The organism is Streptomyces sp. NPDC016851 (assembly GCF_055562795.1).
Window position 1 is genome coordinate 147,526 of the sequence record NZ_JBVHEP010000014.1, and the last position, 20,962, is coordinate 168,487.

The 20,962-nt window shown below is 71.5% G+C and carries 14 protein-coding genes; 10 read left to right on the plus strand and 4 right to left on the minus strand.

Annotation, left to right across the window (positions count from 1 at the left end):
* Position 1: 1 nt before the first annotated feature.
* Both ACZ3I3_RS23165 and ACZ3I3_RS23170 read right to left on the minus strand, forming a co-directional pair.
* Entirely contained in the window at positions 2–766 is a 765-nt protein-coding gene (locus tag ACZ3I3_RS23165; RefSeq protein ID WP_467367914.1) for an SDR family NAD(P)-dependent oxidoreductase, read from the minus strand.
* Between the two features lie 39 nt (positions 767–805).
* Positions 806–2,047, minus strand: a complete 1,242-nt coding sequence (locus ACZ3I3_RS23170) for an acyl-CoA dehydrogenase family protein (protein ID WP_467367916.1) — start codon at positions 2,045–2,047, stop codon at positions 806–808.
* Positions 2,048–2,242: 195 nt separating this feature from the next.
* On the opposite strand from ACZ3I3_RS23170, the gene ACZ3I3_RS23175 reads away from it, so the two are divergent.
* From ACZ3I3_RS23175 to ACZ3I3_RS23200, 6 genes are all read left to right on the plus strand, one after another.
* Entirely contained in the window at positions 2,243–3,781 is a 1,539-nt protein-coding gene (locus ACZ3I3_RS23175) for an AMP-binding protein (protein WP_467367917.1), read from the plus strand.
* Positions 3,782–3,808: 27 nt separating this feature from the next.
* Positions 3,809–4,414: a histidine phosphatase family protein gene (locus ACZ3I3_RS23180; protein ID WP_467367918.1), complete on the plus strand. Its 606-nt coding sequence runs from the start codon at positions 3,809–3,811 to the stop codon at positions 4,412–4,414.
* 28 nt (positions 4,415–4,442) lie between these two features.
* Entirely contained in the window at positions 4,443–5,633 is a 1,191-nt protein-coding gene (locus tag ACZ3I3_RS23185) for an acetyl-CoA C-acyltransferase (protein WP_467367920.1), read from the plus strand.
* An 18-nt stretch (positions 5,634–5,651) separates the two neighbouring features.
* Positions 5,652–6,620: a PDR/VanB family oxidoreductase gene (locus ACZ3I3_RS23190; protein ID WP_467367922.1), complete on the plus strand. Its 969-nt coding sequence runs from the start codon at positions 5,652–5,654 to the stop codon at positions 6,618–6,620.
* Between the two features lie 84 nt (positions 6,621–6,704).
* A complete protein-coding gene (icmF, locus tag ACZ3I3_RS23195) occupies positions 6,705–9,932 on the plus strand; it encodes a fused isobutyryl-CoA mutase/GTPase IcmF (RefSeq protein WP_467367924.1) in 3,228 nt (1,075 codons plus the stop codon).
* Between the two features lie 52 nt (positions 9,933–9,984).
* Positions 9,985–10,845, plus strand: a complete 861-nt coding sequence (locus ACZ3I3_RS23200; RefSeq protein ID WP_467367926.1) for a 3-hydroxybutyryl-CoA dehydrogenase — start codon at positions 9,985–9,987, stop codon at positions 10,843–10,845.
* Between the two features lie 84 nt (positions 10,846–10,929).
* Here the strand turns inward: ACZ3I3_RS23200 and ACZ3I3_RS23205 are convergent, their stop codons facing one another.
* Positions 10,930–11,943 carry a LacI family DNA-binding transcriptional regulator gene (locus tag ACZ3I3_RS23205; RefSeq protein WP_467367927.1) on the minus strand — a complete coding sequence of 338 codons (1,014 nt, stop codon included), beginning with the start codon at positions 11,941–11,943 and terminating at the stop codon, positions 10,930–10,932.
* Positions 11,944–12,238: 295 nt separating this feature from the next.
* On the opposite strand from ACZ3I3_RS23205, the gene ACZ3I3_RS23210 reads away from it, so the two are divergent.
* The 3 genes from ACZ3I3_RS23210 (at position 12,239) to ACZ3I3_RS23220 (ending at position 15,077) form a co-directional block, all read left to right on the plus strand.
* Positions 12,239–13,201, plus strand: coding sequence for a glycoside hydrolase family 6 protein (locus tag ACZ3I3_RS23210; RefSeq protein WP_467367929.1), 963 nt, complete (start codon positions 12,239–12,241; stop codon positions 13,199–13,201).
* Between the two features lie 83 nt (positions 13,202–13,284).
* Entirely contained in the window at positions 13,285–14,262 is a 978-nt protein-coding gene (locus tag ACZ3I3_RS23215) for an ATP-binding cassette domain-containing protein (RefSeq protein ID WP_467367930.1), read from the plus strand.
* Positions 14,259–15,077, plus strand: a complete 819-nt coding sequence (locus ACZ3I3_RS23220; RefSeq protein ID WP_467367931.1) for an ABC transporter permease — start codon at positions 14,259–14,261, stop codon at positions 15,075–15,077. The genes ACZ3I3_RS23215 and ACZ3I3_RS23220 overlap by 4 nt, the downstream gene beginning before the upstream one ends.
* Here ACZ3I3_RS23220 and ACZ3I3_RS23225 read toward each other — a convergent pair.
* Complete coding sequence (locus ACZ3I3_RS23225) at positions 15,058–18,192, minus strand: ATP-binding protein (protein WP_467367933.1); 3,135 nt, start codon at positions 18,190–18,192, stop codon at positions 15,058–15,060. The two genes, ACZ3I3_RS23220 and ACZ3I3_RS23225, sit on opposite strands and share 20 nt — an antisense overlap.
* Before the next feature lie 360 nt (positions 18,193–18,552).
* Between ACZ3I3_RS23225 and ACZ3I3_RS23230 the strand changes: the two genes are divergently transcribed.
* Complete coding sequence (locus ACZ3I3_RS23230) at positions 18,553–20,595, plus strand: glycosyltransferase family 2 protein (RefSeq protein ID WP_467367935.1); 2,043 nt, start codon at positions 18,553–18,555, stop codon at positions 20,593–20,595.
* Positions 20,596–20,962: the final 367 nt, after the last annotated feature.

Below are 20,962 nucleotides of genomic sequence, written 5' to 3' on the forward strand. Positions count from 1 at the left end.
CTCAGTACTGGACGCGGGTGAGCAGCCCGCCGTCCACCACGAGGTTGACCCCGACGCAGAAGGAGCCGGTCCGCCCGAGGAGGAACGCCACCGCCGCGGCCACGTCTTCGGCGGTGCCGTAGCGGCCGATCGGCAGCTTGGCGAGGACCTCCTCGTACACCTCCGGGCGGCTGGTGCGGATGGTCTCCCAGGCGCCGCCGGGGAAGTCGATCGGGCCGGGCGAGACGGTGTTGACGCGGATGCCCTTCGGCGCGAGGGAGTGCGCAAGGGCCGAGGCGTGCTGGACGACGGCCGCTTTGAGCGCGGAGTAGGAGTTCGCTCCGGCCGGGCGCGCGGTGTCGGAGGCGTTGGTGGTGCCGATGGCCACGACGGCGGCCCGGTCGGAGGCCTGCAGGTGCGGCAGGGCCGCCTCGACGAGTCCCGCGAACGGGATCAGGTCGCCGCGCAGACTGGCCTCCCAGGACTCGGGGCCCTTCACGTTGCCCGCCGACACGTTGGACACCAGCAGGTCCAGGCCGCCGAGTTCACCGGCCGCCCGCTCGACGAAGCCCGCGAGGGCGGCGGGGTCGGTGACGTCGACCGGTTCCGCGAAGACCGTGGCCCCCTCGCCGCGCAGTTCGGCGGCGGCCTTGGCCAGCCCTTCCTCGCCCCGGGCGCACAGGGCCAGCGCGCAGCCCTCGGCCGCGAGGGTTCCGGCGATCGCCCGGCCGATGCCCCGGCTCGCGCCGGTCACCAGCGCCTTCGCGCCTGTCAGTCCCAGATCCATCGATGTCACTCCTTTGTGATTGCCTAACCGTCCGGTGGCTCAGTTGCCGGGAAGCTGCGAGAACGGCGCCCGGTCCGCCCGCGGCTCCGGCGGCAGCTTCAGCACCCGTTCGCCGATGAGGTTGCGCTGGATCTGGTCGGTGCCTCCGGCCAGTCGGTAGCCGGGGGCGCCGAGCAGGTGTTGTGTCCAGGCGAAGGTGCCCGGTTCCCCGGTGTCGGCGCCGATGCGCGCCCCCATCAGCTCGGCGGCGACCTGTCCCGTGCGGGTGAGCAGGTCGGAGGCCATGAGCTTGGTCAACGACGCCTCGGGACCCGGCCGGCCGCCGGCCGCGCTCGTCCTGGCGACACGGTCCACGGTGGCCGCGCGCAGGGCGGCCCGTACGTACAGGTCGGCGAGGCGCTGGCGGACCAGCGGGTCCGAGGTGCGGTCGAGGGAGCGGGCGAGCGCGAGCACGTCCGCAAAGGTGCCGCCCTTGCGGCGGTTGCCGCTGCCGGAGGCGGTCCGTTCGAAGGCGAGGGTCGTGGTGGCGACCTCCCAGCCCTGGCCGGGCCGACCGATCCGGAGCCGGTCCGGGACGCGTACGCCGCTGAGGAACACCTCGTTGAAGGAGGCACCGCCGCTCATCTGCCGGATGGGGCGGATCTCCACGCCCGGGGCGTCCATCGGGACCAGGAAGGCGGTGATGCCGGCCTGTTTGACGACGTCCGGGTCGGTGCGGGCGAGCAGCAGGCCGTAGTCGGCGAACTGGGCGCCCGAGGTCCACACCTTCTGGCCGTCGATCACCCACTCGCCCCCGTCTGCCTGCCGGGCGCGGGTGCGCAGGGCGGCGAGGTCGGACCCGGCACCCGGCTCGCTGAAGAGCTGGCAGGCCAGCAGGTCGGTGCGCAGGAACGCGCGTGCGTGGTCTTGGAGTTGCTCGGCGGTCCCGAAGAGGGAGACGGCCATCGCGACGAGGCGCACGGTGACGCTGATCAGCTCCGTGGAGGGCGGCACCTCGAAGGCGGACTCCTCCTCGGCGAAGGCGGCCACGTGGGCGGATGTCAGGCCCGCGCCGCCCTTGTCCGCGGGGAGGGTCAGCGCCTGGTAGCCGGCGTCGAAGCGGGCCCGCTGGTAGGCGCGGCAGCGCTCCAGCAGCAGGCGTTCCTCGTCCTCGGGGAGGTTGTGGAACACGGCCAGGTCGGCGTCTTCTCCGGCGGACTCCGGCGCCCGCGCCGGTTCGAGCACGCCGGCCAGCCACTGCCGTACCTGCGTGCGCCACGCGTCCGGATCGGGCTGGGGCATGACTCCTCCTCGGACAGTTACCAGACGAAAGATTCAGTAACGGCGGCGGCAAAGTGTGCTTGCCAGACCCCTTGAGCATGCGGGAACGCCTCCGCTCGGGATCAGAGTGTTCCGTACTTTCTTGATAAACGCTACAGTCTCCGCATCACCTCTCCCCTCGAATCGGGAGAGGGCCGATGAGCCGCCGGAGGAGCCATGTCGCTGCTGCCACTCGACCGTCGCGCCCAGGAGACACCCGAGGACCCCGCCCTGGTGGACGACCTGGGCGTGCTGTCCTGGTCCGGCCTCGCCGACCAGGTGGCGCGGGCGGCGGTACGGCTGCTGGAGTTCGCGCCCGGCCCCGACGACCGGATCGCCGTCCTCGGGGACAACGCCATCCCGACGCTGGTGGCCCACCTGGCCGGCCTGCGCGCCGGGGTCGGGACCGTGGCCACGTCCCGGAACCTCACCTCGGGCGAACTCGTCGACCAGATCATCGACGCGGGCGTGACCGCGATCGTCACCGGTCCCGCCGGGGCGGGTGCGGCCCTGGACGCGGCCAGGGAACTGGGCCTGCCGCTGGTGACGCACGGAACGCCGGCCGCCGGGCACGCCTTCGACTGGGACCTGTGGCTGGCGGCCGCGCCGGCCGGACGCGCCGTCCCGACGGACCGGCCCGCCCGGCCACCGCTCGTCTACACCTCGGGCACCACCGGTCGGGCGCGCGGCACCGAGGTGCGCTGGGTGAGCGGCCCGGTCGCCGACAGCGCCGCCTACCTGACCGCGATGTCCGCCCGGCCCGGATTCCCGCCGGGACCTCACCTGGTGTGCGGCCCGCTCCAGCACAACGCGCCGCTGACCTCGCTGCGGCACCTGGCGGCCGGTCAGCCGGTGGTCGTCCTCGGCAGATACGACGGGGAGACCTTCCTCAGCCGGGTGCAGAGGTGGCGGGTCTCCTCGACGGTGATGGTGCCCACCCACTTCCAGCGGCTGCTCGCCCTCCCGGAGGAGGTCCGCGCCCGGTACGACGTCTCCAGCCTGCGGCAGGTCTCCCACACCGGCTCCGCGTGTCCGCCGGAGGTGAAGCGAGCCATGATCGAGTGGTTCGGTCCGGTGCTGACCGAGTCGTACGGCGCCAGCGAGGCGGGGACCGTGGCCCGCATCAGCAGCGCCGAGTGGCTGGCGCACCCGGGCTCCGTCGGGCGCGTCCGGGCCCCGTTCGAGGTGCTGGTCACCGATGACGACGGCCGGCGGCTGCCGCCCGGCGAACGCGGACTGCTGGCCTTCCGGGCCCCCGACGACCAGGGCGTCCGCTACCACGCGGACCCGGACAAGACCAGGTCCGCCTACCTCTCCCCCGGCGTCTTCACCCTCGGCGACATCGGCTACGTCGACGCGGACGGCTACATCTTCATCACCGACCGAGCCGCGGACGTGGTGGTCTCCGGCGGCGTGAACCTGTACCCGGCCGAGAGCGAGGCGGTCCTGCGGCGGCACCCGGCGGTCGCCGAGGTCGCGGTCGTCGGCGTGCCCGACCCGGACTTCGGCGAGTCCCTGCGGGCGCTGGTCGTGGTGGCGGCGGACGAGCCGCCGGCCGATGAGCTGGACCGGTTCTGCCGCGAGCACCTCGCCGCCCACAAGTGCCCGAAGTCGTACGAGTTCGTCCCCGAGCTGCTGCGCAACGCCATGGGCAAGCTCGACAAACGCGCGATGCGCCGCCCCTACTGGCACTCCGAACGCACCATCGCCGGCTGAGCCGGGCTCCCCCAGTAAGGACCACCCATGACCGAACTCCTCCTCATCCGGCACGGCCTCCCCCTGGCGGGCGTGTTCGACCCCCGGCTGTCACCGGAGGGCACCGCCCAGTCCGAGCGCCTCGCCGCCTGGCTCGTGCACGAGGACGTCGACGCCCTGTACTCCAGCCCGTACCGGCGTGCCCGCGAGACCGTGGCACCCCTGGAACGCCTCACCGGCATGACCGCCACCGTCCTCGACGACCTGCGCGAGTGGGACACCGACGTGACGCAGCCCTACATGCCGCCCGAGCAGATCGGCGCGGACGATCCCCGCGCGGCGGCACTCGCCGAGGGGCGCTACGAGGACTTCGTGCCCGAGCTGGACTGGGACGCCTTCCGCGCCCGTGCCGGACGAGCCATGGACACCATCCTCGACGCCCATCCCGGAGGCCGGGTCGCCGTCGTGTGCCACGGCGGCATCACCAACACCTATCTGGCGACGGTGCTCGGCCTGCCCACGATGTTCTGGTTCCACCCCGACTACACGTCCGTCAGCCGGGTGCGGCGCATGCCCGGCGGCCGGATCGTCCTGCACTCGGTGAACGAGACGGCCCACATGGTCGCCGAACGCGCCGTCGACGCGGTCGCCTGACCCGCCCCACACCCCAGGAGGTCCCGGCATGCCCGGATCCGTCATCGTCGCCGGAGCAAGGACGCCCATCGGCAGGCTGGCGGGTGCCCTGAGCACCGTGTCCGCGGTCGACCTCGGCGCCCACGCCATCGGCGCGGCACTGGCCGCCGCCCGTCTGGACCCGGCGGCGGTGGAAGCCGTCGTCATGGGTCATGTCGTGCAGGCCGGGGCCGGCCCCAACTCGGCACGGCAGGCGGCGGTCCGCGCCGGCATTCCGTTCTCCGTCCCCGCGAGCACCGTCAACAAGCTCTGCCTCTCCGGTCTGCACGCCATCGCCCTGGCCGACCTCATGATCGCCTCCGGCCGCCACGAGGTGGTCGTCGCCGGCGGCATGGAGTCCATGTCGGACGCCCCGCACCTGCTGCGCGGCGCTCGCACCGGCTGGAAGTACGGCTCCGCCGCGGCGGAGGACGCCCTCGACCGCGACGCGCTGGTCTGTGCCTTCGACGGCGTCTCCATGGGCGCGGCCACCGAGCGCTACCAGCGGCCGTACGCCCTGACCCGGGAGGAACAGGACGAGTACAGCGCGCTGTCCCATCAACGGGCCGCCCACGCCCAGGAGTCGGGCGCGCTGTCCGGGGAGATCGCCCCCGTCACCGTGGCGGGACGCCGGGGGGAAACAGTGGTGGACACCGACGAGGGCGTACGGCCGGGAAGCACCGCCGAGAGCCTGGGGCGACTGAGGCCGGCCTTCTCCGGCGCGGGCACCATCACCGCGGGCAACTCCTCACAGCTCTCCGACGGCGCCGCGGCCGTCGTCGTCATGAGCGCGGAGCGCGCCCGGTTCGAGGGCCTGACCCCGCTCGCCGAGATCGGCGCCTACGGAACGGTCGCCGGCCCCGACCCCTCGCTGCTCGTCCAGCCGGCCGGCGCGGTCCGCGACGCCCTGTCCCGGGACGGCCGGCTGAAGGCCGCCGACCTGGACCTGTTCGAGATCAACGAGGCGTTCGCCGGAGTGGCCCTGGCTTCCGTACGGGAGTTGGACCTTCCTCTCGACAAGGTGAACGTCAACGGAGGAGCGATCGCGCTGGGGCACCCGGTCGGCATGACCGGAGCCCGGCTGGTGCTGACTCTCGCGGCCGAACTGCGGCGGCGCGGAGGCGGCAGCGGAGCGGCGGCCCTGTGCGGGGGCGGCGGCCAGGGCGACGCGCTGTTGCTGCATGTGCCGACCCAGGACTGAACCCGGAGCCGAACCATCATGAACGTCCAGCTGACCTCGGTCGACACGACCCTTGTCGTGGCGGCCCGTACCCTCGCCGCCGACGACGTCGTCTCCCTCACCCTGCGCCGCCCCGACGGCGGGATGCTCCCCGCCTGGACACCGGGCGCCCACATCGACGTACTCCTGAACGGTGACGACGGGGGTCTGGTCCGTCAGTACTCCCTGTGCGGAGACCCGGCCGCGCGCGACTCCTGGCAGATCGCCGTGCTGCGCGAGCCGCAGGGCCGCGGCGGCTCCGCGTACGTCCACGACCACCTGCGCGAAGGCGCCGCCGTGCGGGTCCGCGGGCCGCGGAACAACTTCCCGCTGCGGCCCGCCGCACGCCACCTGTTCATCGCCGGCGGCGTCGGTATCACGCCCATCCTCCCGATGGTGGAGGCCGCCGAGGCCGCGGGGGCCGACTGGCGCCTGCTGTACGGCGGGCGCACCCGTACCTCCATGGCGTTCCTGGACCGCCTCGCACCGCACGGGGACCGGGTCCTTGTCCGTCCGCAGGACGAGTACGGCCTGCTGGACCTCGCGGCGCTCCTCGGCGTCCCCGAGGAGGGCACCCTGGTGCACGCCTGCGGTCCCGAGCCCCTGTTGCGGGCGGTGCAGGAACACTGCGGGCACTGGCCTCCCGGCACGCTGGGCGTCGAGCGGTTCACTCCGGTACGCACGGACGCGACCGGCCAGGCCGAGGCCTTCGAGGTGGAGCTCGCACGATCCGGGCTCACCCTCACCGTGCCGGCGGACCGCTCGGTGCTCGAAACCGTGGAGCAGGCCGGTGTCGCGGTGGACTTCTCCTGCCGGGAAGGCACGTGCGGCACCTGCGAGACCGACGTACTCGACGGCAAGCCCGATCACCGCGACTCGCTGCTGACCGAGGACGAGCGGGCCGCCGGCGACACCATGCTCATCTGCGTCTCCCGCTCGTGCGGAACTCGCCTCGTCCTGGATCTGTGACGGCGATCACTCCCTGCAATTTACTAGGACGTCCTAGTATCTCTTCTGTCGGCAGTACCCCCCGCCCCGTCCGGGAAGGCCCCCATGAGTGATCTGCACCGGCCCGTGCACCCTGTCCGTCTGGTCACGGCTTCGGCTCTGTTCGACGGGCATGACGCGTCGATCAACATCATGCGGCGCATCTTCCAGTCCCAGGGCGCCGAGGTGATCCACCTCGGCCACAACCGGTCGGTGCGGGAGGTCGTGGACGCCGCTCTGGAGGAGGACGCCCACGGTGTCGCCGTCTCGTCCTACCAGGGCGGGCACGTGGAGTACTTCGAGTACCTGGTCGAGTCGCTGCGCGCGGCGGGAGCCGACCACATCCGTGTGGTGGGCGGCGGAGGCGGCGTCATCGTCCCCGAGGAGATCGCCCGGCTGCGCGGCAGCGGGGTGACCATCTTCTCGCCCGAGGACGGGCAGCGGATGGGCCTGGCCGGCATGGTCAACTCGGTCGTGAAGGACTGCGACTTCGACCTCTGGGACGGCAAGCCGACCGACGCGTCCGCCGTGCTGGCCGGTGACCGCTTCGCCATCGCCCGCGCCATCACCGGCGCCGAACTGGGCAAGCTGCCCACGGATCTCCTGGACCGGCTGCGGGCCGCCGCCGCGGCACGGGTCACGCCGGTGCTCGGCATCACCGGCACGGGCGGCTCGGGCAAGTCCTCACTGACGGACGAGCTCGTGCGCCGCTTCCGCCTCGACCAGCAGGACAAGCTGCGCATCGCCGTGATCGCGGTCGACCCGACCCGCCGCCGCGGCGGCGGAGCACTGCTCGGTGACCGGATCCGCATGAACTCCCTGGACGGCAGCCGAATCTTCTTCCGCAGCCTGGCCACCCGTGGCAGCCGCGAGCTGCCCGAGCACCTGACCGACGTCATCGACGTGGCCAAGGCCGCCGGGTTCGACCTGGTGATCGTGGAGACGCCGGGCATCGGCCAGGGCGACGCGGCGATCGTGCCGTTCGTCGACACCTCGCTGTACGTGATGACACCGGAGTTCGGTGCCGCCTCGCAGCTGGAGAAGATCGACATGCTCGACTTCGCCGACGTCGTGGCGATCAACAAGTTCGAGCGGCGCGGCGCGCAGGACGCGCTGCGCGACGTGGGCCGCCAACTGGTCCGCAACCGCGAGGCGTTCGGCAAGCGGCCCGAGGACATGCCGGTGTACGGCACGTCGGCTGCGACGTTCAACGACGACGGTGTCACCGCGCTCTACCAGCACCTGAAGACGGGCCTGGCCGAGAAGGGCCTGCCGCTGTCCGAGGGCGCGCTGGCACCGGTCGGGGTACGCCACTCCTCCGGCATCCGGCAGGTCGTCCCCGCGGGCCGGGTGCGCTACCTCGCCGAGATCACCGACACGGTCCGCGCGTACCACGCCGAGACCACGCGACTGGCCGAGGCGGCCAGGCGGGTGCAGTACCTGGAGGCGGTCAGGGCGGAACTCGCCGAGACCGGCTCCGACGCGGCGAACGTGCAGTCGCTCCTCGACGACGCCCGCAAGCAGCTCCCGCACCAGATCGCGGAGCAGCTCGGGAACTGGCCCGCCGTCATCGCCTCCTACTCCGGCGACGAGCAGGTGGTGAAGGTCCGGGACAGGGAGATCCGCACCAAGCTGACCCGCGAGTCCCTGTCCGGCAACAAGGTCCCGCGCGTCGCCCTGCCCCGCTTCACCGACCACGGGGAGCTGGTGCGGTTCTGGCGCGCAGAGAACCTGCCCGGCTACTTCCCCTTCACGGCAGGGGTGTTCCCCTTCAAGCGCGACGGCGAGGACCCGGCGCGGATGTTCGCCGGTGAGGGCGATCCGTTCCGTACGAACCGGCGCTTCAAGCTGCTCTCCGAGGGCCAGCCGGCCACCCGCCTGTCCACCGCCTTCGACTCGGTCACCCTCTACGGCCGCGACCCGGACGAACGCCCCGACATCTACGGCAAGGTCGGCACGTCCGGGGTGTCGGTGGCCACGCTCGCGGACATGAAGGCCCTCTACGACGGCTTCGACCTGACCTCACCCACGACCTCGGTCTCCATGACCATCAACGGACCCGCGCCGACGATCCTGGCGTTCTTCCTCAACACCGCGATAGACCAGCAGACGGAGAAGTTCCGAGCCGCCGAGGGCCGTGACCCGTCGCCCGAGGAGGCGGAGGAGCTGCGGGCCCACGCGCTCGCGAACGTACGCGGCACGGTGCAGGCCGACATCCTCAAGGAGGACCAGGGCCAGAACACCTGCCTGTTCTCCACCGAGTTCTCGCTGCGGATGATGGCCGACATCCAGGAGTGGTTCATCGACCACAAGGTCCGCAACTTCTACTCCGTGTCCATATCCGGCTACCACATCGCCGAAGCCGGCGCGAACCCCATCAGCCAGCTCGCCTTCACCCTCGCCAACGGCTTCACCTACGTCGAGGCCTACCTCGCCCGGGGCATGCACATCGACGACTTCGCCCCGAACCTGTCGTTCTTCTTCTCCAACGGCATGGACCCCGAGTACTCCGTCCTCGGCCGCGTCGCCCGCCGCGTCTGGGCCGTCGCGATGAAGGAGAAGTACGGGGCCAACGAACGCAGTCAGAAGCTGAAGTACCACGTCCAGACCTCCGGACGCTCCCTGCACGCCCAGGAGATGGACTTCAACGACATCCGCACCACCCTCCAGGCCCTCACGGCCATCTACGACAACGCGAACTCGCTGCACACCAACGCCTACGACGAGGCCGTCACCACCCCGTCCGAGGAGTCGGTGCGGCGGGCGCTGGCGATCCAGCTCGTCATCAACCGCGAGTGGGGCCTGGCGATGAACGAGAACCCCCTCCAGGGATCGTTCATCATCGACGAACTCACGGACCTGGTGGAGGAGGCCGTCCTCCAGGAGTTCGAGCGGATCAGCGAGCGCGGGGGCGTACTGGGCGCCATGGAGACCGGCTACCAGCGCGGCCGCATCCAGGACGAGTCGATGCTGTACGAGCAGCGCAAGCACGACGGCACCCTGCCCATCATCGGCGTCAACACCTTCCTCCGCCCCGGGGGCGACAGCCGGCCTCAGGAGCTGGAACTGGCCCGGGCCACCGAGGAGGAGAAGCAGTCCCAGCTGGAGCGCGTGCGCGACTTCCACACCGGCCACCGCGACCGGGCCCACGACGCCCTGGCCGCGCTGAAGAACGCGGCGACCAACGGCGACAACGTCTTCGCCGTCCTCATGGACGCCACCCGGGTCTGCTCGCTCCAGCAGATCACCGAGGCCTTCTTCGAGGTGGGCGGCCAGTACCGCCGCAACGTCTGACCCAGCCCCGTAGCCCGGACCCCCCGCAGCGCCTCACCAGATAGGACCTCAGATGGATCCCGTTACTCGTCTCGGCGTGGTCGGATGCGGCCTCATGGGCTCCGGCATCGCCGAAGTCGCGGCCCGCAGCGGCATCGACGTCCGCGTCGCCGAGGCCACGCCGGACGCGCTCGACGCAGGCCGCCGCCGGCTCACCGCCTCGCTCGACCGGGGCCTGCGGCGCGGCAAGCTCAGCGAGGAGCAGCGGGACCAGACCCTCGCCAGGCTCTCCTTCACCCACGACCTCAGCGACCTGGCCGACCGCCAGTTCGTCGTCGAGGCGGTCGCCGAGAACCGCGACATCAAGACGGAAGTCCTGCGCACCCTGGACAAGGTGGTCGAAGACCCCGCGGCGGTCCTGGCCACCAACACCTCCTCCATCCCCATCGTCGATCTCGCCGTCGTCACCGAGCGGCCCGCGCAGGTCATCGGCATGCACTTCTTCAACCCCGTGCCCGTGCAGCAGCTGGTGGAGCTCATTCCCGCCCTCACCACCAGCGCGGACACCGTGCGGCGCACCCGCGGCTTCGCCGAGCAGCTGGGCAAACAGGCCATCCAGGCGCCCGACCGCTCCGGCTTCGTCGTCAACGCCCTCCTCGTGCCCTACCTGCTCAGCGCGGTACGGATGGTGGAGTCGGGCGCCGCGCAGCCGGAGGACATCGACCGGGGCATGGAACTCGGATGCGCCCACCCCATGGGGCCGTTGCGGCTGCTCGATCTCATCGGCCTCGACACCGCCCAGGCCGTGGCCGAGTCGATGTACGAGGAGTTCAAGGAGCCGCTGTACGCACCGCCGGCCCTCCTGCGCCGCATGGTCGCCGCGGGCCATCTCGGCCGCAAGAGCGGCCGGGGCTTCCACACCTACGACGCCTGAACGACGCGCGTGGGGCCACGCGTGCGGCCGGCGAGAACGTCCTGAACGGGCGTGCAAATGCCTCATGCTCGTCAGCCGGGCCCGTCAGGCGCTCGACCGGACGACCAGCCGGGTGGGCAGGATCAACGGGGTGGGGTCGTGTCCGTTGACGACCGTGACGAGCATGCGCGCCATCTCCCGCCCGAGAGCGGCTATGGGCTGATGGACGGTGGTGAGGGGCGGATCGGCGACCTGGGCGACGGTCAGGTCGTCGAAGCCGACCACAGCGACGTCGGCGGGGGCCGCCCGGCCGGCCGAGCGCAAGGTGCGCAGCGCGCCCGCCGCCATGTTGTCGTTGGCGGCGAACACCCCGTCCAGGTCGGGATGGTGCACCAAAAGGGCGGCCATGGCGGCGGCTCCGCTGGGCTCGGTGAAGTCCCCCTCCTGCGGCGGCAACGGATCGAGGCCGGCCGCCAGCAAGGCGTCCCGGTAGCCGCGGTACCGGGCACGCCCGGCCTCGGTGTCCAGACGCCCGCAGATCGCGGCCACGCGCCTCCGGCCGCGTGACACGAGGTACTCGGTCGCCTCGCGCGCTCCGCCGACATTGTCGACGTCCACGTACCACCGGGGAGTCGAACCGACCGGGCGCCCTCCGAACACGACGGGCATCTCCGCCTCCTCGGCGATGCCGGCCAGCGGATCGTCCTCGCGCAGCGCCATCAGCATGACACCGTCGGCACCCTTGGTCCGGAAGAGCTCCTCCACCCGCTTGCGGCCCCGGTCGGAAGCGGCCAGGCACAGCATCAGATGCAGATCGGCCTCCTCCAGAGCCGTCGACGCCCCCACGATCACCTGGGCGTAGAACGGATCCGCGAAGATCGACGGATCCTCCCCCGAGACGACCAGCGCGGCCGCTCCGGTCTGACGCGTGGCCAGGGCGCGGGCGGCCGGGTTGGGCACATAACCGAGTTGCCGGACAGCCCGTTCGACCGCATCCCGTTTGGCACGGCTGACATGCGGAGCATTGTTGAGGGCGCGGGAGGCCACGGAGCGGGAGACACCGGCGCGTTCGGCCACCTCCTCGAGCGTCGGCTGCCGGCGCGGCGCGTCTTGTGCCATGACCACGAGCCTTTCCCTCAGGGAGAGTTCTCGACCCCCACAGGCTGGGACCGCTTCCAGTCCGAGGCTTGATCGAGGCGTGTTCCCGCCATACGCATCGCATTGAGCATCGGCTCTTGACACCTCAACTACCCCGCAACACCATACCGAACACACCCCGACGATTTTCCAGTGCTGTTGGGACCGCTTCCAATGGGAGCGCTCCCAAGATCCGGTCGTAACACCGCTCCTGCTCAGGTCGCACGCTCGGACCAGAGCGCGCGACGTCCCCCTGCCAGGAAATCGAGGTTCAGTCATGCGCAGACTCCGCGCCTTGGCCGCAGCGCTGCTCGCTCTGCCGCTGGCGTTCGCCGCCGCACCGTCCGCCCACGCCGCCGACCCGACCAGCATGACCAGCGGGTTCTACGTGGACCCCGACTCCAGCGCGAAGAGGTGGACCGCCGCCAACCCCGGTGACGGCCGAGCCGCCGCCATCAACGCCTCCATCGCCAACACCCCGATGGCCCGCTGGTTCGGCTCCTGGAGCGGCACCATCGGCGCCGCCACGGGCGGGTACGTGGGAGCGGCGGACCGCGTCGACAAGCTCCCCCTCCTCGTCGCCTACAACATCTACAACCGCGACTACTGCGGCGGCCACTCCGCGGGCGGCGCCGCCTCGCCGTCCGCCTACCGGAGCTGGATCGCCCAGTTCGCCGGCGGTATCGCCAACCGCCCGGCCGTCGTCATCCTGGAACCGGACTCCCTCGGGGACTACGGCTGCATGACCCAGGCCCAGATCGACGAACGCGAAAGCATGCTGACCGGCGCCCTCGCCGAGTTCAACCGCCAGGCCCCCAACACCTGGGTCTACATGGACGCCGGCAATCCGCGCTGGGCCGACGCGGCGACCATGGCCCGGCGCCTCCACGAAGCCGGACTCCGACAGGCCCACGGCTTCTCGCTCAACATCTCCAACTACATCACCACCGCCGAGAACACCGCCTACGGCAACGCGGTCAACCGTGAACTGAGCGCCCGCTACGGCTACACCAAGCCGTTCGTCGTGGACACCAGCCGCAACGGCAACGGCTCCAACGGGCAGTGGTGCAACCCCTCGGGCCGCCGCATCGGGACCCCCACCCAGCTGGGCGGAGGCGCCGAGATGCTCTTGTGGATCAAGGTTCCGGGCGAGTCCGACGGCAACTGCGGCGTCGGAGGCGGCTCCTCGGCCGGTCAGTTCCTCCCCGAGGTCGCCTACAAGATGATCTACGGCTATTGATCCCTGACTCCCGTGGCCCGGTTTCAGGGCGCTGAAAGCACCCTGAAACCGGGCTGAATGCGCCCTGCCGCAACCTCTGCGGCATGACGACGACATCCCGCTCACTTGCCATCGCGGCCAAGGGGCTGCGCAAGGCGTACGGGGACAAGACGGTCCTCGACGGCATCGACCTGGCGGTGCCGACGGGCACCGTCTTCTCCCTGCTCGGTCCGAACGGCGCCGGCAAGACCACGGCCGTGAAGATCCTCTCCACCCTCATCACCGCCGACGCCGGCGAGCTGCACGTCGGCGGTCACGACCTGGCCACCGCGCCGCAGGCGGTGCGGGCCGCGATCGGTGTCACCGGGCAGTTCTCCGCCGTGGACGGGCTGATCACCGGCGAGGAGAACATGCTCCTCATGGCGGACCTGCACCACCTCTCCCGCAGCGAGGGCCGCCGTACCGCGGCCGAACTCCTCGAGCGCTTCGACCTGGTGGAGGCGGCGAAGAAGCCCGTCTCCACGTACTCGGGCGGCATGAAGCGCCGCCTCGACATCGCCATGACGCTGGTCGGCGACCCGCGGATCATCTTCCTCGACGAGCCGACCACCGGCCTCGACCCGCGCTCCCGGCACAACATGTGGCAGATCATCCGCGAGCTGGTCTCCGGTGGCGTCACCGTCTTCCTCACCACCCAGTACCTGGAGGAGGCCGACGAACTCGCCGACCGTATCGCGGTGTTGAGCGATGGCAAGCTCGCCGCCGAGGGAAGCGCCGACGAGCTGAAGCGGCTCGTCCCGGGCGGGCACGTGCGGCTGCGGTTCACCGACCCGGCCGCGTACCGGTCCGCCGCCGTCGCCCTGCGCGAGACCACCAGGGACGACGAGGCGCTGTCGCTGCAGATCCCCAGCGGCGGCAGCCAGCGCGAGCTGCGCGCCATCCTCGACTGGCTGGACTCGGCCGGCATCGAGGCGGACGAGCTGACCGTGCACACCCCCGACCTGGACGACGTGTTCTTCGCCCTGACCGGCGGCACCAGCGTCCCCGAGCAGCCCACCCAGCCCAAGGAGACCGTCCGATGAGCGCCCCCCTGGCTCCCGCCCGCCCGACCCGGATCTCCCTCGCGGTCCGCGACTCGTCCACGATGCTGCGCCGCACCCTGCTGCACGCACGCCGCTACCCGTCCATGACCCTGAACCTGCTGCTCACGCCGATCATGCTGCTGTTGCTCTTCGTCTACGTCTTCGGCGGCGTGATGAGCGAGGGCATCGGTGGCGGCGGCGCCGACCGCTCGGACTACATCGCCTATCTCGTCCCGGGCCTGCTGATGATGACCATCGGCTCCACCGTGATCGGGGCAGCGATCTCCGTCTCCATGGACATGACCGAGGGCCTCATCGCCCGCTTCCGTACGATGGCGGTCTATCGCGGGTCCGTGCTCGTCGGGCACGTCGTCGGCAGCGTGCTGCAGGTGCTCGCCAGCCTGGTCCTCGTCGGTGCCATCGCCGTGGCCATCGGCTTCAGGTCCCGGGACGCCACGGCCCTGGAGTGGCTGGCGGCGTTCGGACTGATCGCGCTGTTCACCCTGGCGCTCACCTGGATCGCGGTCGGGATGGGCATGGCCAGCCCGAACCCCGAGGCGGCGAGCAACATGGCGACGCCGCTGATCCTCCTCCCGCTGATCTCCAGCGCCTTCGTCCCCATCGACGCGATCCCGGGCTGGTTCCAGCCGATCGCCGAGTACCAGCCGTTCACGCCGGCCATCGAGACCCTGCGCGGTCTGCTGCTCGGCACCGAGATCGGCGACAACTGGTGGATCGCGCTCGTCTGGTGCGTCGGCCTGACCGCGCTCGGCTACCGCTGGTCGACCTCGCTGTTCAACCGCGACCCGAAGTAACCGGCATGACCGCGCGGGCCGCCTCCCGCAACTCGTCCCGCCCCAGGGCGGCGTACTCCGACACCGCGTCGGCGTACGCCGCCCTGTCGGCCTCCTCGGCCGCCTTCCGGGCGCGGTCCGCCGACATCGTCGGCTGGAAGTCGCGCATCACCCGCAGCCGTTCGGCCAGTGCGATCATCCGTACCGCACCGGCGTCACCGGAGGCGAGTCCCGCCATACCGAGGGCGTGCAACACCGTCCCGATCACCGGGAGTTCCATCGGGGAGCCGGGCGGACCCGAGAGCAGGGTCCGCAGCCCCTGCCGCAGCCGGTCGACCGGCTCCGAGACCAGTTCGAGACGGCCGGCGTGGGCGTGCGCCGTCACCGCGACCGCCAGGGTCTGCAGCACCCACCGGTCGAAGAAGGGGTCGCCGCCGGGCATCGAGTCGGTTGCCCCCAGCGGCTGCACGGCGCTGCGCCACAGGCCGAGCCCGACCTCCGTCAGTCCGCGGGCGAGCGCGATCTCGGCGCGCCCGAGGAGGTCCATGCTGTAGTCCTCCTGCTGCGTGGTGTTGGCGCCCTCCGCCTGCCGCAGCCAGTACTCGGCCTCGTCGGGGTCGCCGCGCTGCAGGCAGGCGAGGACGAGCCCCCAGCGGACGCCGATGAGGTCGTGCTCGTCGCCGAGCCGCGGCAGCGCCCGGAGTGCCGCCCTGAGGTGTTCGTACGCGGCCTCGCCCTGCTCCGTCTGCAGGCACAGCTCGCTCAGCCGGGCGTAACCCATCACCTGCAGGAACGGGTTGTCGACCGGCGCCGGTACGGCGACGATCCGCCGAGCCGAGGCGAGCGCCCGGTCGATGTCGTGCTCCGACTCCCAGACGTAGGTGGCGACGCACTCCGCGATGCAGGCGAGCAGCGGCTCCTCGCTCTCGCAGAGCCCACGCAGCACCTCGTAGTCGGGCGGCAGCATCTCCGGGACCGCGCTCAGCACCACCGCGATGGCCCGCAGCAGCGTGTCCGGCGGGGCCGGGGGCAGCCGCCGGAGGGTGACGAGCTGGCGTACGACGTGCGGGCCGTAGCCCATGAACAGGCTCGTGGTGCACAACACCGCGGCGGCGCGGGCGACTTCGACGTGTTCGGGCTCGGGGTGGTAGTGCGACAACGGCGGGCCGGTGTCCGCGGCGAGGGCGACGAGGCGGGGGTAGTTGGAGCCGGTGGACCACAGGGCGGCGAGGACGGCCGTGAGAGCGGCGGTGGTGGGACCGTCCGTACGGGCCAGGGCGTGCCGCAGGGCCAGCACGAGGTTGTCCTGCTCGGCCCTGACACGCTCCCAGGCGGTCAGCGGTTCGGAGCGCAAGAGCCAGTCGTGGTACGCGATCCCGAAGTCCCGCGCCCAGGCGAGGAACCGGCCGACGGCCTCCTCTTCCTCGCCTGCCTCCGCGCGCCGGGCCGCGCTGAACTCCCGTACGGTCTCCAGCATCCTGAACCGCACGCCGACCGGAGTCTCGGCGACGGTGAGCAGCGACTGATCGGCCAACTGCTCCAGCAGGAACAGCGCGTCCTCGCCGAGCACCTGTTCCGCCGCCTCACCGGAGAAGCCGCCGGGGAAGACGGACAGCGTGCGCATCGCCGCCCTGGCCTCGTCGTCGAGGAGGTTCCAGCTCCACTCCACGACCGCGTGCAGGGTGCGGTGGCGTTCCGGTGCGTCCCGTGCCCCGCCGCGCAGCAGGGCGAACCGGTCGCCGAGGCGACGGGAGATCTCCGGTACCGACAGCACCCGCACCCGGGCCGCGGCCAGCTCCACGGCGAGCGGCAGCCCGTCGAGGTGGCGGCACAGCTCGGCCACCGCGTCCGTCGGCAGCTCCACACCGGTCCTGGCGGCCCGGGCCCGCTGTGCGAACAGCTCGACCGAGGTGTCGAGACCGAGCTCCGGCAGCGCGTACACCGCCTCCGACGTGAGGCCGAGCGGGGCCCGGCTGGTGGCGAGCACCCGCAGGTTCTTCGAGGACGAGACCAGGGCCTGTACGAGGCGGGCGGCGCCGCGAACGACCTGCTCGCAGTTGTCCAGCGTCAGCAGGGCGGGCCCGGAGCCGAGCACGCCGAGGATGCCGGACACCGGGTCGGCCGGGGCGTGGCCGCCCACGGCGCCGGGCCGCCTCTCGCCCGCGCCGAGCGCGGAGGCCACCTCCGTGGCCACGTCCTCGTCCGCGGTGACGCCGGCGAGCGGCACGAAATACACCACCTGCTGCTCGGCCCGGCGGCTGACGGCGTGCGCGAGCCGGGTCTTGCCGAGGCCGCCGGGGCCGACGACCGTGACGGCGCGGGAAGCCCGCAGCAGCCGCTCCACTTCCGCGATGTCCTCGTCCCGGCCGAGCAGCGGGTTCGGCTCGTGCGGTACGCCGTGCCTGACCACCGGCGCCTCGCCGCGCAGCAGCTCCCGCTGTACGGCCTTGAGCCCGGGGCCCGGGTCCGTGCCGAGCGTCTCGCGCAGCTCACGGCGGTACGCCTCGTACCGCGCCAGCGCGGCGGACGGGCCCGCCGTCGCCGCCTCGACGCGCAGCAGCTCGACGAGTACCTCCTCGTCGCGCGGATGCTCCGCGGCTGCCACGGCCAGCGGCCCGGCCGCCTCCGCGTGCCGTCCGAGGCGGGCGAGCGCGAGCGCCCGCGCGCGGACGAGCGTGCCGCGGACGGGGGCACGCTCGGCGCGCAACACGGCCACGGGGTCCTCGGTGTCGCCGGCCTCGTCAGGGGTCCCCTCCCACAGCGCGAGTCCGGCCTCGGCCGCGGCCAGCGATCCGGCGTGGTCCCCGGCCCTGGCCCGGTCCGCGCTCGCGGCGGCGTGCAGCAGCAGGGCGGAGCTGTCGACCTGGTCCTCGGCGAGGGTGAGCCGGTATCCGGTCGGCGTGCTCGCGATGACGTCGGCGCCCAGCTGCGCCCGCGCCCTGGACACGAGGACCTGCAGCGCCTTCGCCGGCCGCTCGGGCAACTGGTCCGGCCACAGCCCCGCCACCAGGCGCTCGGTGCTGCAGCCCGTGCGCAGGTCACCGGCGAGCAGCGCGAGCAGGCCGCGGAGCCGGGGCGCGGTGATCTCCTGTCCGCGATGGGCGACACGCGGCAGGAGGGTGAGGTCGGTGGTCACGCGTGCACATTAGCCAAGGCACCCGCCACCGCCTTCTCCTCCCAGCACTCGCCGACCGCCTGCCCTCGTCCCTTCTAGGACGCCGAGCCGTCGCTCAACTCCCCAGGGACTCCCACGAGCAGGCCACGCGCAGGGCCTGGTGTCACCCGGTCAGCGCAGGGCTCGGGGCACGGTCTTTCAGCGTGCCGACGGCGCTGGTACCTGGGCAGTGCCTGTCCCTGCCCCCTCGCGCTGCGCCGTTCAGCGCCCGGACCGACGGGAGATCGCGGGCCGGCCACTTTACGGTGGGCCGCGGACGAGGTTCCTCGCTTCCGCACTGTGGTCGAGGAGGAGCGCATGCCCCAGTGCCCCGGAGTCACCATGCCCGCTACGGATCCTCCGCGTGTCAGCGTGATCATCCCCGCCTACAACTCCATGCCGGAGCTGACCAGGTGCGTGACGTCCGCCATGGAGCAGACGATGGGACTCGACAAGATCGAGATCATCGCGGTCGACGACGGCTCGACGGACGGCACCGGTCCCGAGCTGGACAGGCTCGGGCGCACCTGCCCTGCCCTGCGCGTCGTGCACCAGGCCAACAGCGGAGGAGCCGGAGGCCCCCGCAACACCGGTCTGGACATCGCCCGCGGGGACTACGTGTTCTTCCTCGACTCGGACGACTACCTGGGTCCGGACGCGCTGCGCCGCATGGTCGCGATGGCGGACGAGAACGGCACCGACGTCGTGCTCGGCAAGATGGTGTCGGTGGGTGGCCGGGCGGTTCCCACGGCTGTCTTCCAGCACAACCAGCCCAGAACCGATGTCTTCTCGTCCCACGCCTATCGCACTCTGGGCTGTTGGAAGCTTTTCCGCCGCTCGCTCATCGAGCGCCTCCACTTGAGGTTCCCGCCGTACCGCAACTGCGAGGACAAGCCCTTCACGGCCGCCGCCTACCTCAATGCCGACGGTATTTCCGTAGTGGCCGACTACGACTGCTACTACGTCCGCAACCGGGAGAACGGCAACAACCTCACCCGCACCGCCGCCGGCCTCATCCACCGCTTGGACGGTACCCGGCTGTGTTTCGAGACCGTCACCCGCTATGTCGAACCCGGCCCACGGCGGGACCGCGTCATGCGCCGCCATGTGGAATGGGAGTTCTGCGGCCCCGTCCGCGCCCTGCTGCCGCAGGAAAGCGAAGAGGAGGCCCGCGAGCGTTTCTACCCGGAGTTCCGGCGCTGGGCACTGTCCTACGTGACGGACGGCGTCTTCCAGCAGATCTCCCCGCCCGACCGCCTGCTGATCCACCTTCTGCGCACCGACCGGTACGACGACCTGATGGCCGTGGTCCGTTGTGCGAAGGAGGACGCCGGGCGCGGATATCTGGTCGACAAGGGCCGCGTCTACTGGTGCCACCCCTTTTTCCGGGACCCGGCCAGGGCAGTCCCGGACGTCTGCTTCGACGCCACGGACCGGCTCCCGGTCCACACCGAGCTGGCCGAAGCGGCCTGGCAGGGGGGCGGCGGTGTTCTCCGTCTCGCCGGCCACGCCTACATCGAGCACGTCGCCACCGTCGACCCCGACACTCGGCTCATCCTGCGCCCTCGCGACGTCCCGCACCCCGGCATCACCCTGCCCGTGACCGTTCGCACCGTCAGGAACCTGCCCGGCGAGGGCAGTTACGACAACGCCGGCTTCTCCGTCGACGTCGACCTGGGCACGGTGGCTGAAGGCGACCCGCTGGATCCGGGTGCCTGGGAGTTCTTCCTGGACGTACGCGCGCAGGGAGTCAGCCGGACGGTGAAACTCCGGCAGTCACCCGGGGATGCGCGCGGCGCGAGGACGGGCCCGGCTCAGCGAACGGTGGCCGGCAGGTCCCGGCACCGGCACACCGTCGTACGGCCCTTCTTCAGCCCGGACGGCACCTTGTCCGTGGACGCCCGGCCGGACGAGAACCAGTTCACTCGGGCCTGCCATGTCACCGGGACCGTCTGGGACAGGTCCGCGCGCGGCAACCTGATCGTCAGCGGGTGCCTCACCGGCGGAGCCACGCGTCAGCCAGGAGCCATCACCCTCCGCGCGGAGGACGCAGCCGGCTCGGTGTACGAGGTGCCCGTGGACTGCTCAACTGCCGGGGACAGCACCGGCTTCACCGCCCGGCTCCCGGTCCGTACGCTGCCGCCAGGGCTGTGGACGATCACCCTCCACGCGAACGAGACGGAGGAGACGGCCGTCGTCCCCCACCTGGGCGGACTGACCGGCACCTACTGGTTCCGCCTGTCCCGGCTCGGCCGCCCCTACTACGCCAAGCCCCTCCCGTTCGGACGCCGTCAGACTCTGGCCCTGCGGGTGGCTCCGGTGAGACTGGCGACGGCCCTTCGCCGACGGCTCGCCCCGCGCACATTCGCCCGCAATCGGTCTTGACGATGCCGGTCCGGACACCGGCCCGGCGGTGATCACCCGCTACACCACACACAACCGGATAGCCTTATCCAGTTCCGTGGTGCGGTGGCGACACGGAACCGGAAGCACCTATCCGAATCAGCAATTCGGATAGGCCTATCCGAATCTTTGGCCTCCCTGCCGATACAGCGACTTCAAGGGACCTCTGGCCGTCACCCCCGTCTTCGTGCAGGACAACGAACGCGTCGGCATCTATCCCGGCAACAGGAAAGTACGACCCACCGGCAGGATGATCCTCTACCACCTGTCCGACCTGCGACTACGGGTCGGCAGCGCCACAGACCCACCCGTCATCGCCATCACCTGCGGCATCCAGCTCCACCTGCTC

Bases quoted from the DNA above. Each gene is read 5' to 3' on its own strand.
- ACZ3I3_RS23200 (WP_467367926.1), top strand. From the start codon at position 9,985: ATGGATCCCGTTACTCGTCTCGGCGTGGTCGGATGCGGCCTCATGGGC.
- ACZ3I3_RS23170 (WP_467367916.1), bottom strand. From the start codon at position 2,047: ATGCCCCAGCCCGATCCGGACGCGTGGCGCACGCAGGTACGGCAGTGG.
- ACZ3I3_RS23185 (WP_467367920.1), top strand. From the start codon at position 4,443: ATGCCCGGATCCGTCATCGTCGCCGGAGCAAGGACGCCCATCGGCAGG.
- icmF (WP_467367924.1), top strand. From the start codon at position 6,705: ATGAGTGATCTGCACCGGCCCGTGCACCCTGTCCGTCTGGTCACGGCT.
- ACZ3I3_RS23210 (WP_467367929.1), top strand. From the start codon at position 12,239: ATGCGCAGACTCCGCGCCTTGGCCGCAGCGCTGCTCGCTCTGCCGCTG.
- ACZ3I3_RS23165 (WP_467367914.1), bottom strand. From the start codon at position 766: ATGGATCTGGGACTGACAGGCGCGAAGGCGCTGGTGACCGGCGCGAGC.
- ACZ3I3_RS23230 (WP_467367935.1), top strand. From the start codon at position 18,553: ATGCCCGCTACGGATCCTCCGCGTGTCAGCGTGATCATCCCCGCCTAC.
- ACZ3I3_RS23205 (WP_467367927.1), bottom strand. From the start codon at position 11,943: ATGGCACAAGACGCGCCGCGCCGGCAGCCGACGCTCGAGGAGGTGGCC.
- ACZ3I3_RS23180 (WP_467367918.1), top strand. From the start codon at position 3,809: ATGACCGAACTCCTCCTCATCCGGCACGGCCTCCCCCTGGCGGGCGTG.
- ACZ3I3_RS23220 (WP_467367931.1), top strand. From the start codon at position 14,259: ATGAGCGCCCCCCTGGCTCCCGCCCGCCCGACCCGGATCTCCCTCGCG.
- ACZ3I3_RS23175 (WP_467367917.1), top strand. From the start codon at position 2,243: ATGTCGCTGCTGCCACTCGACCGTCGCGCCCAGGAGACACCCGAGGAC.
- ACZ3I3_RS23215 (WP_467367930.1), top strand. From the start codon at position 13,285: ATGACGACGACATCCCGCTCACTTGCCATCGCGGCCAAGGGGCTGCGC.
- ACZ3I3_RS23190 (WP_467367922.1), top strand. From the start codon at position 5,652: ATGAACGTCCAGCTGACCTCGGTCGACACGACCCTTGTCGTGGCGGCC.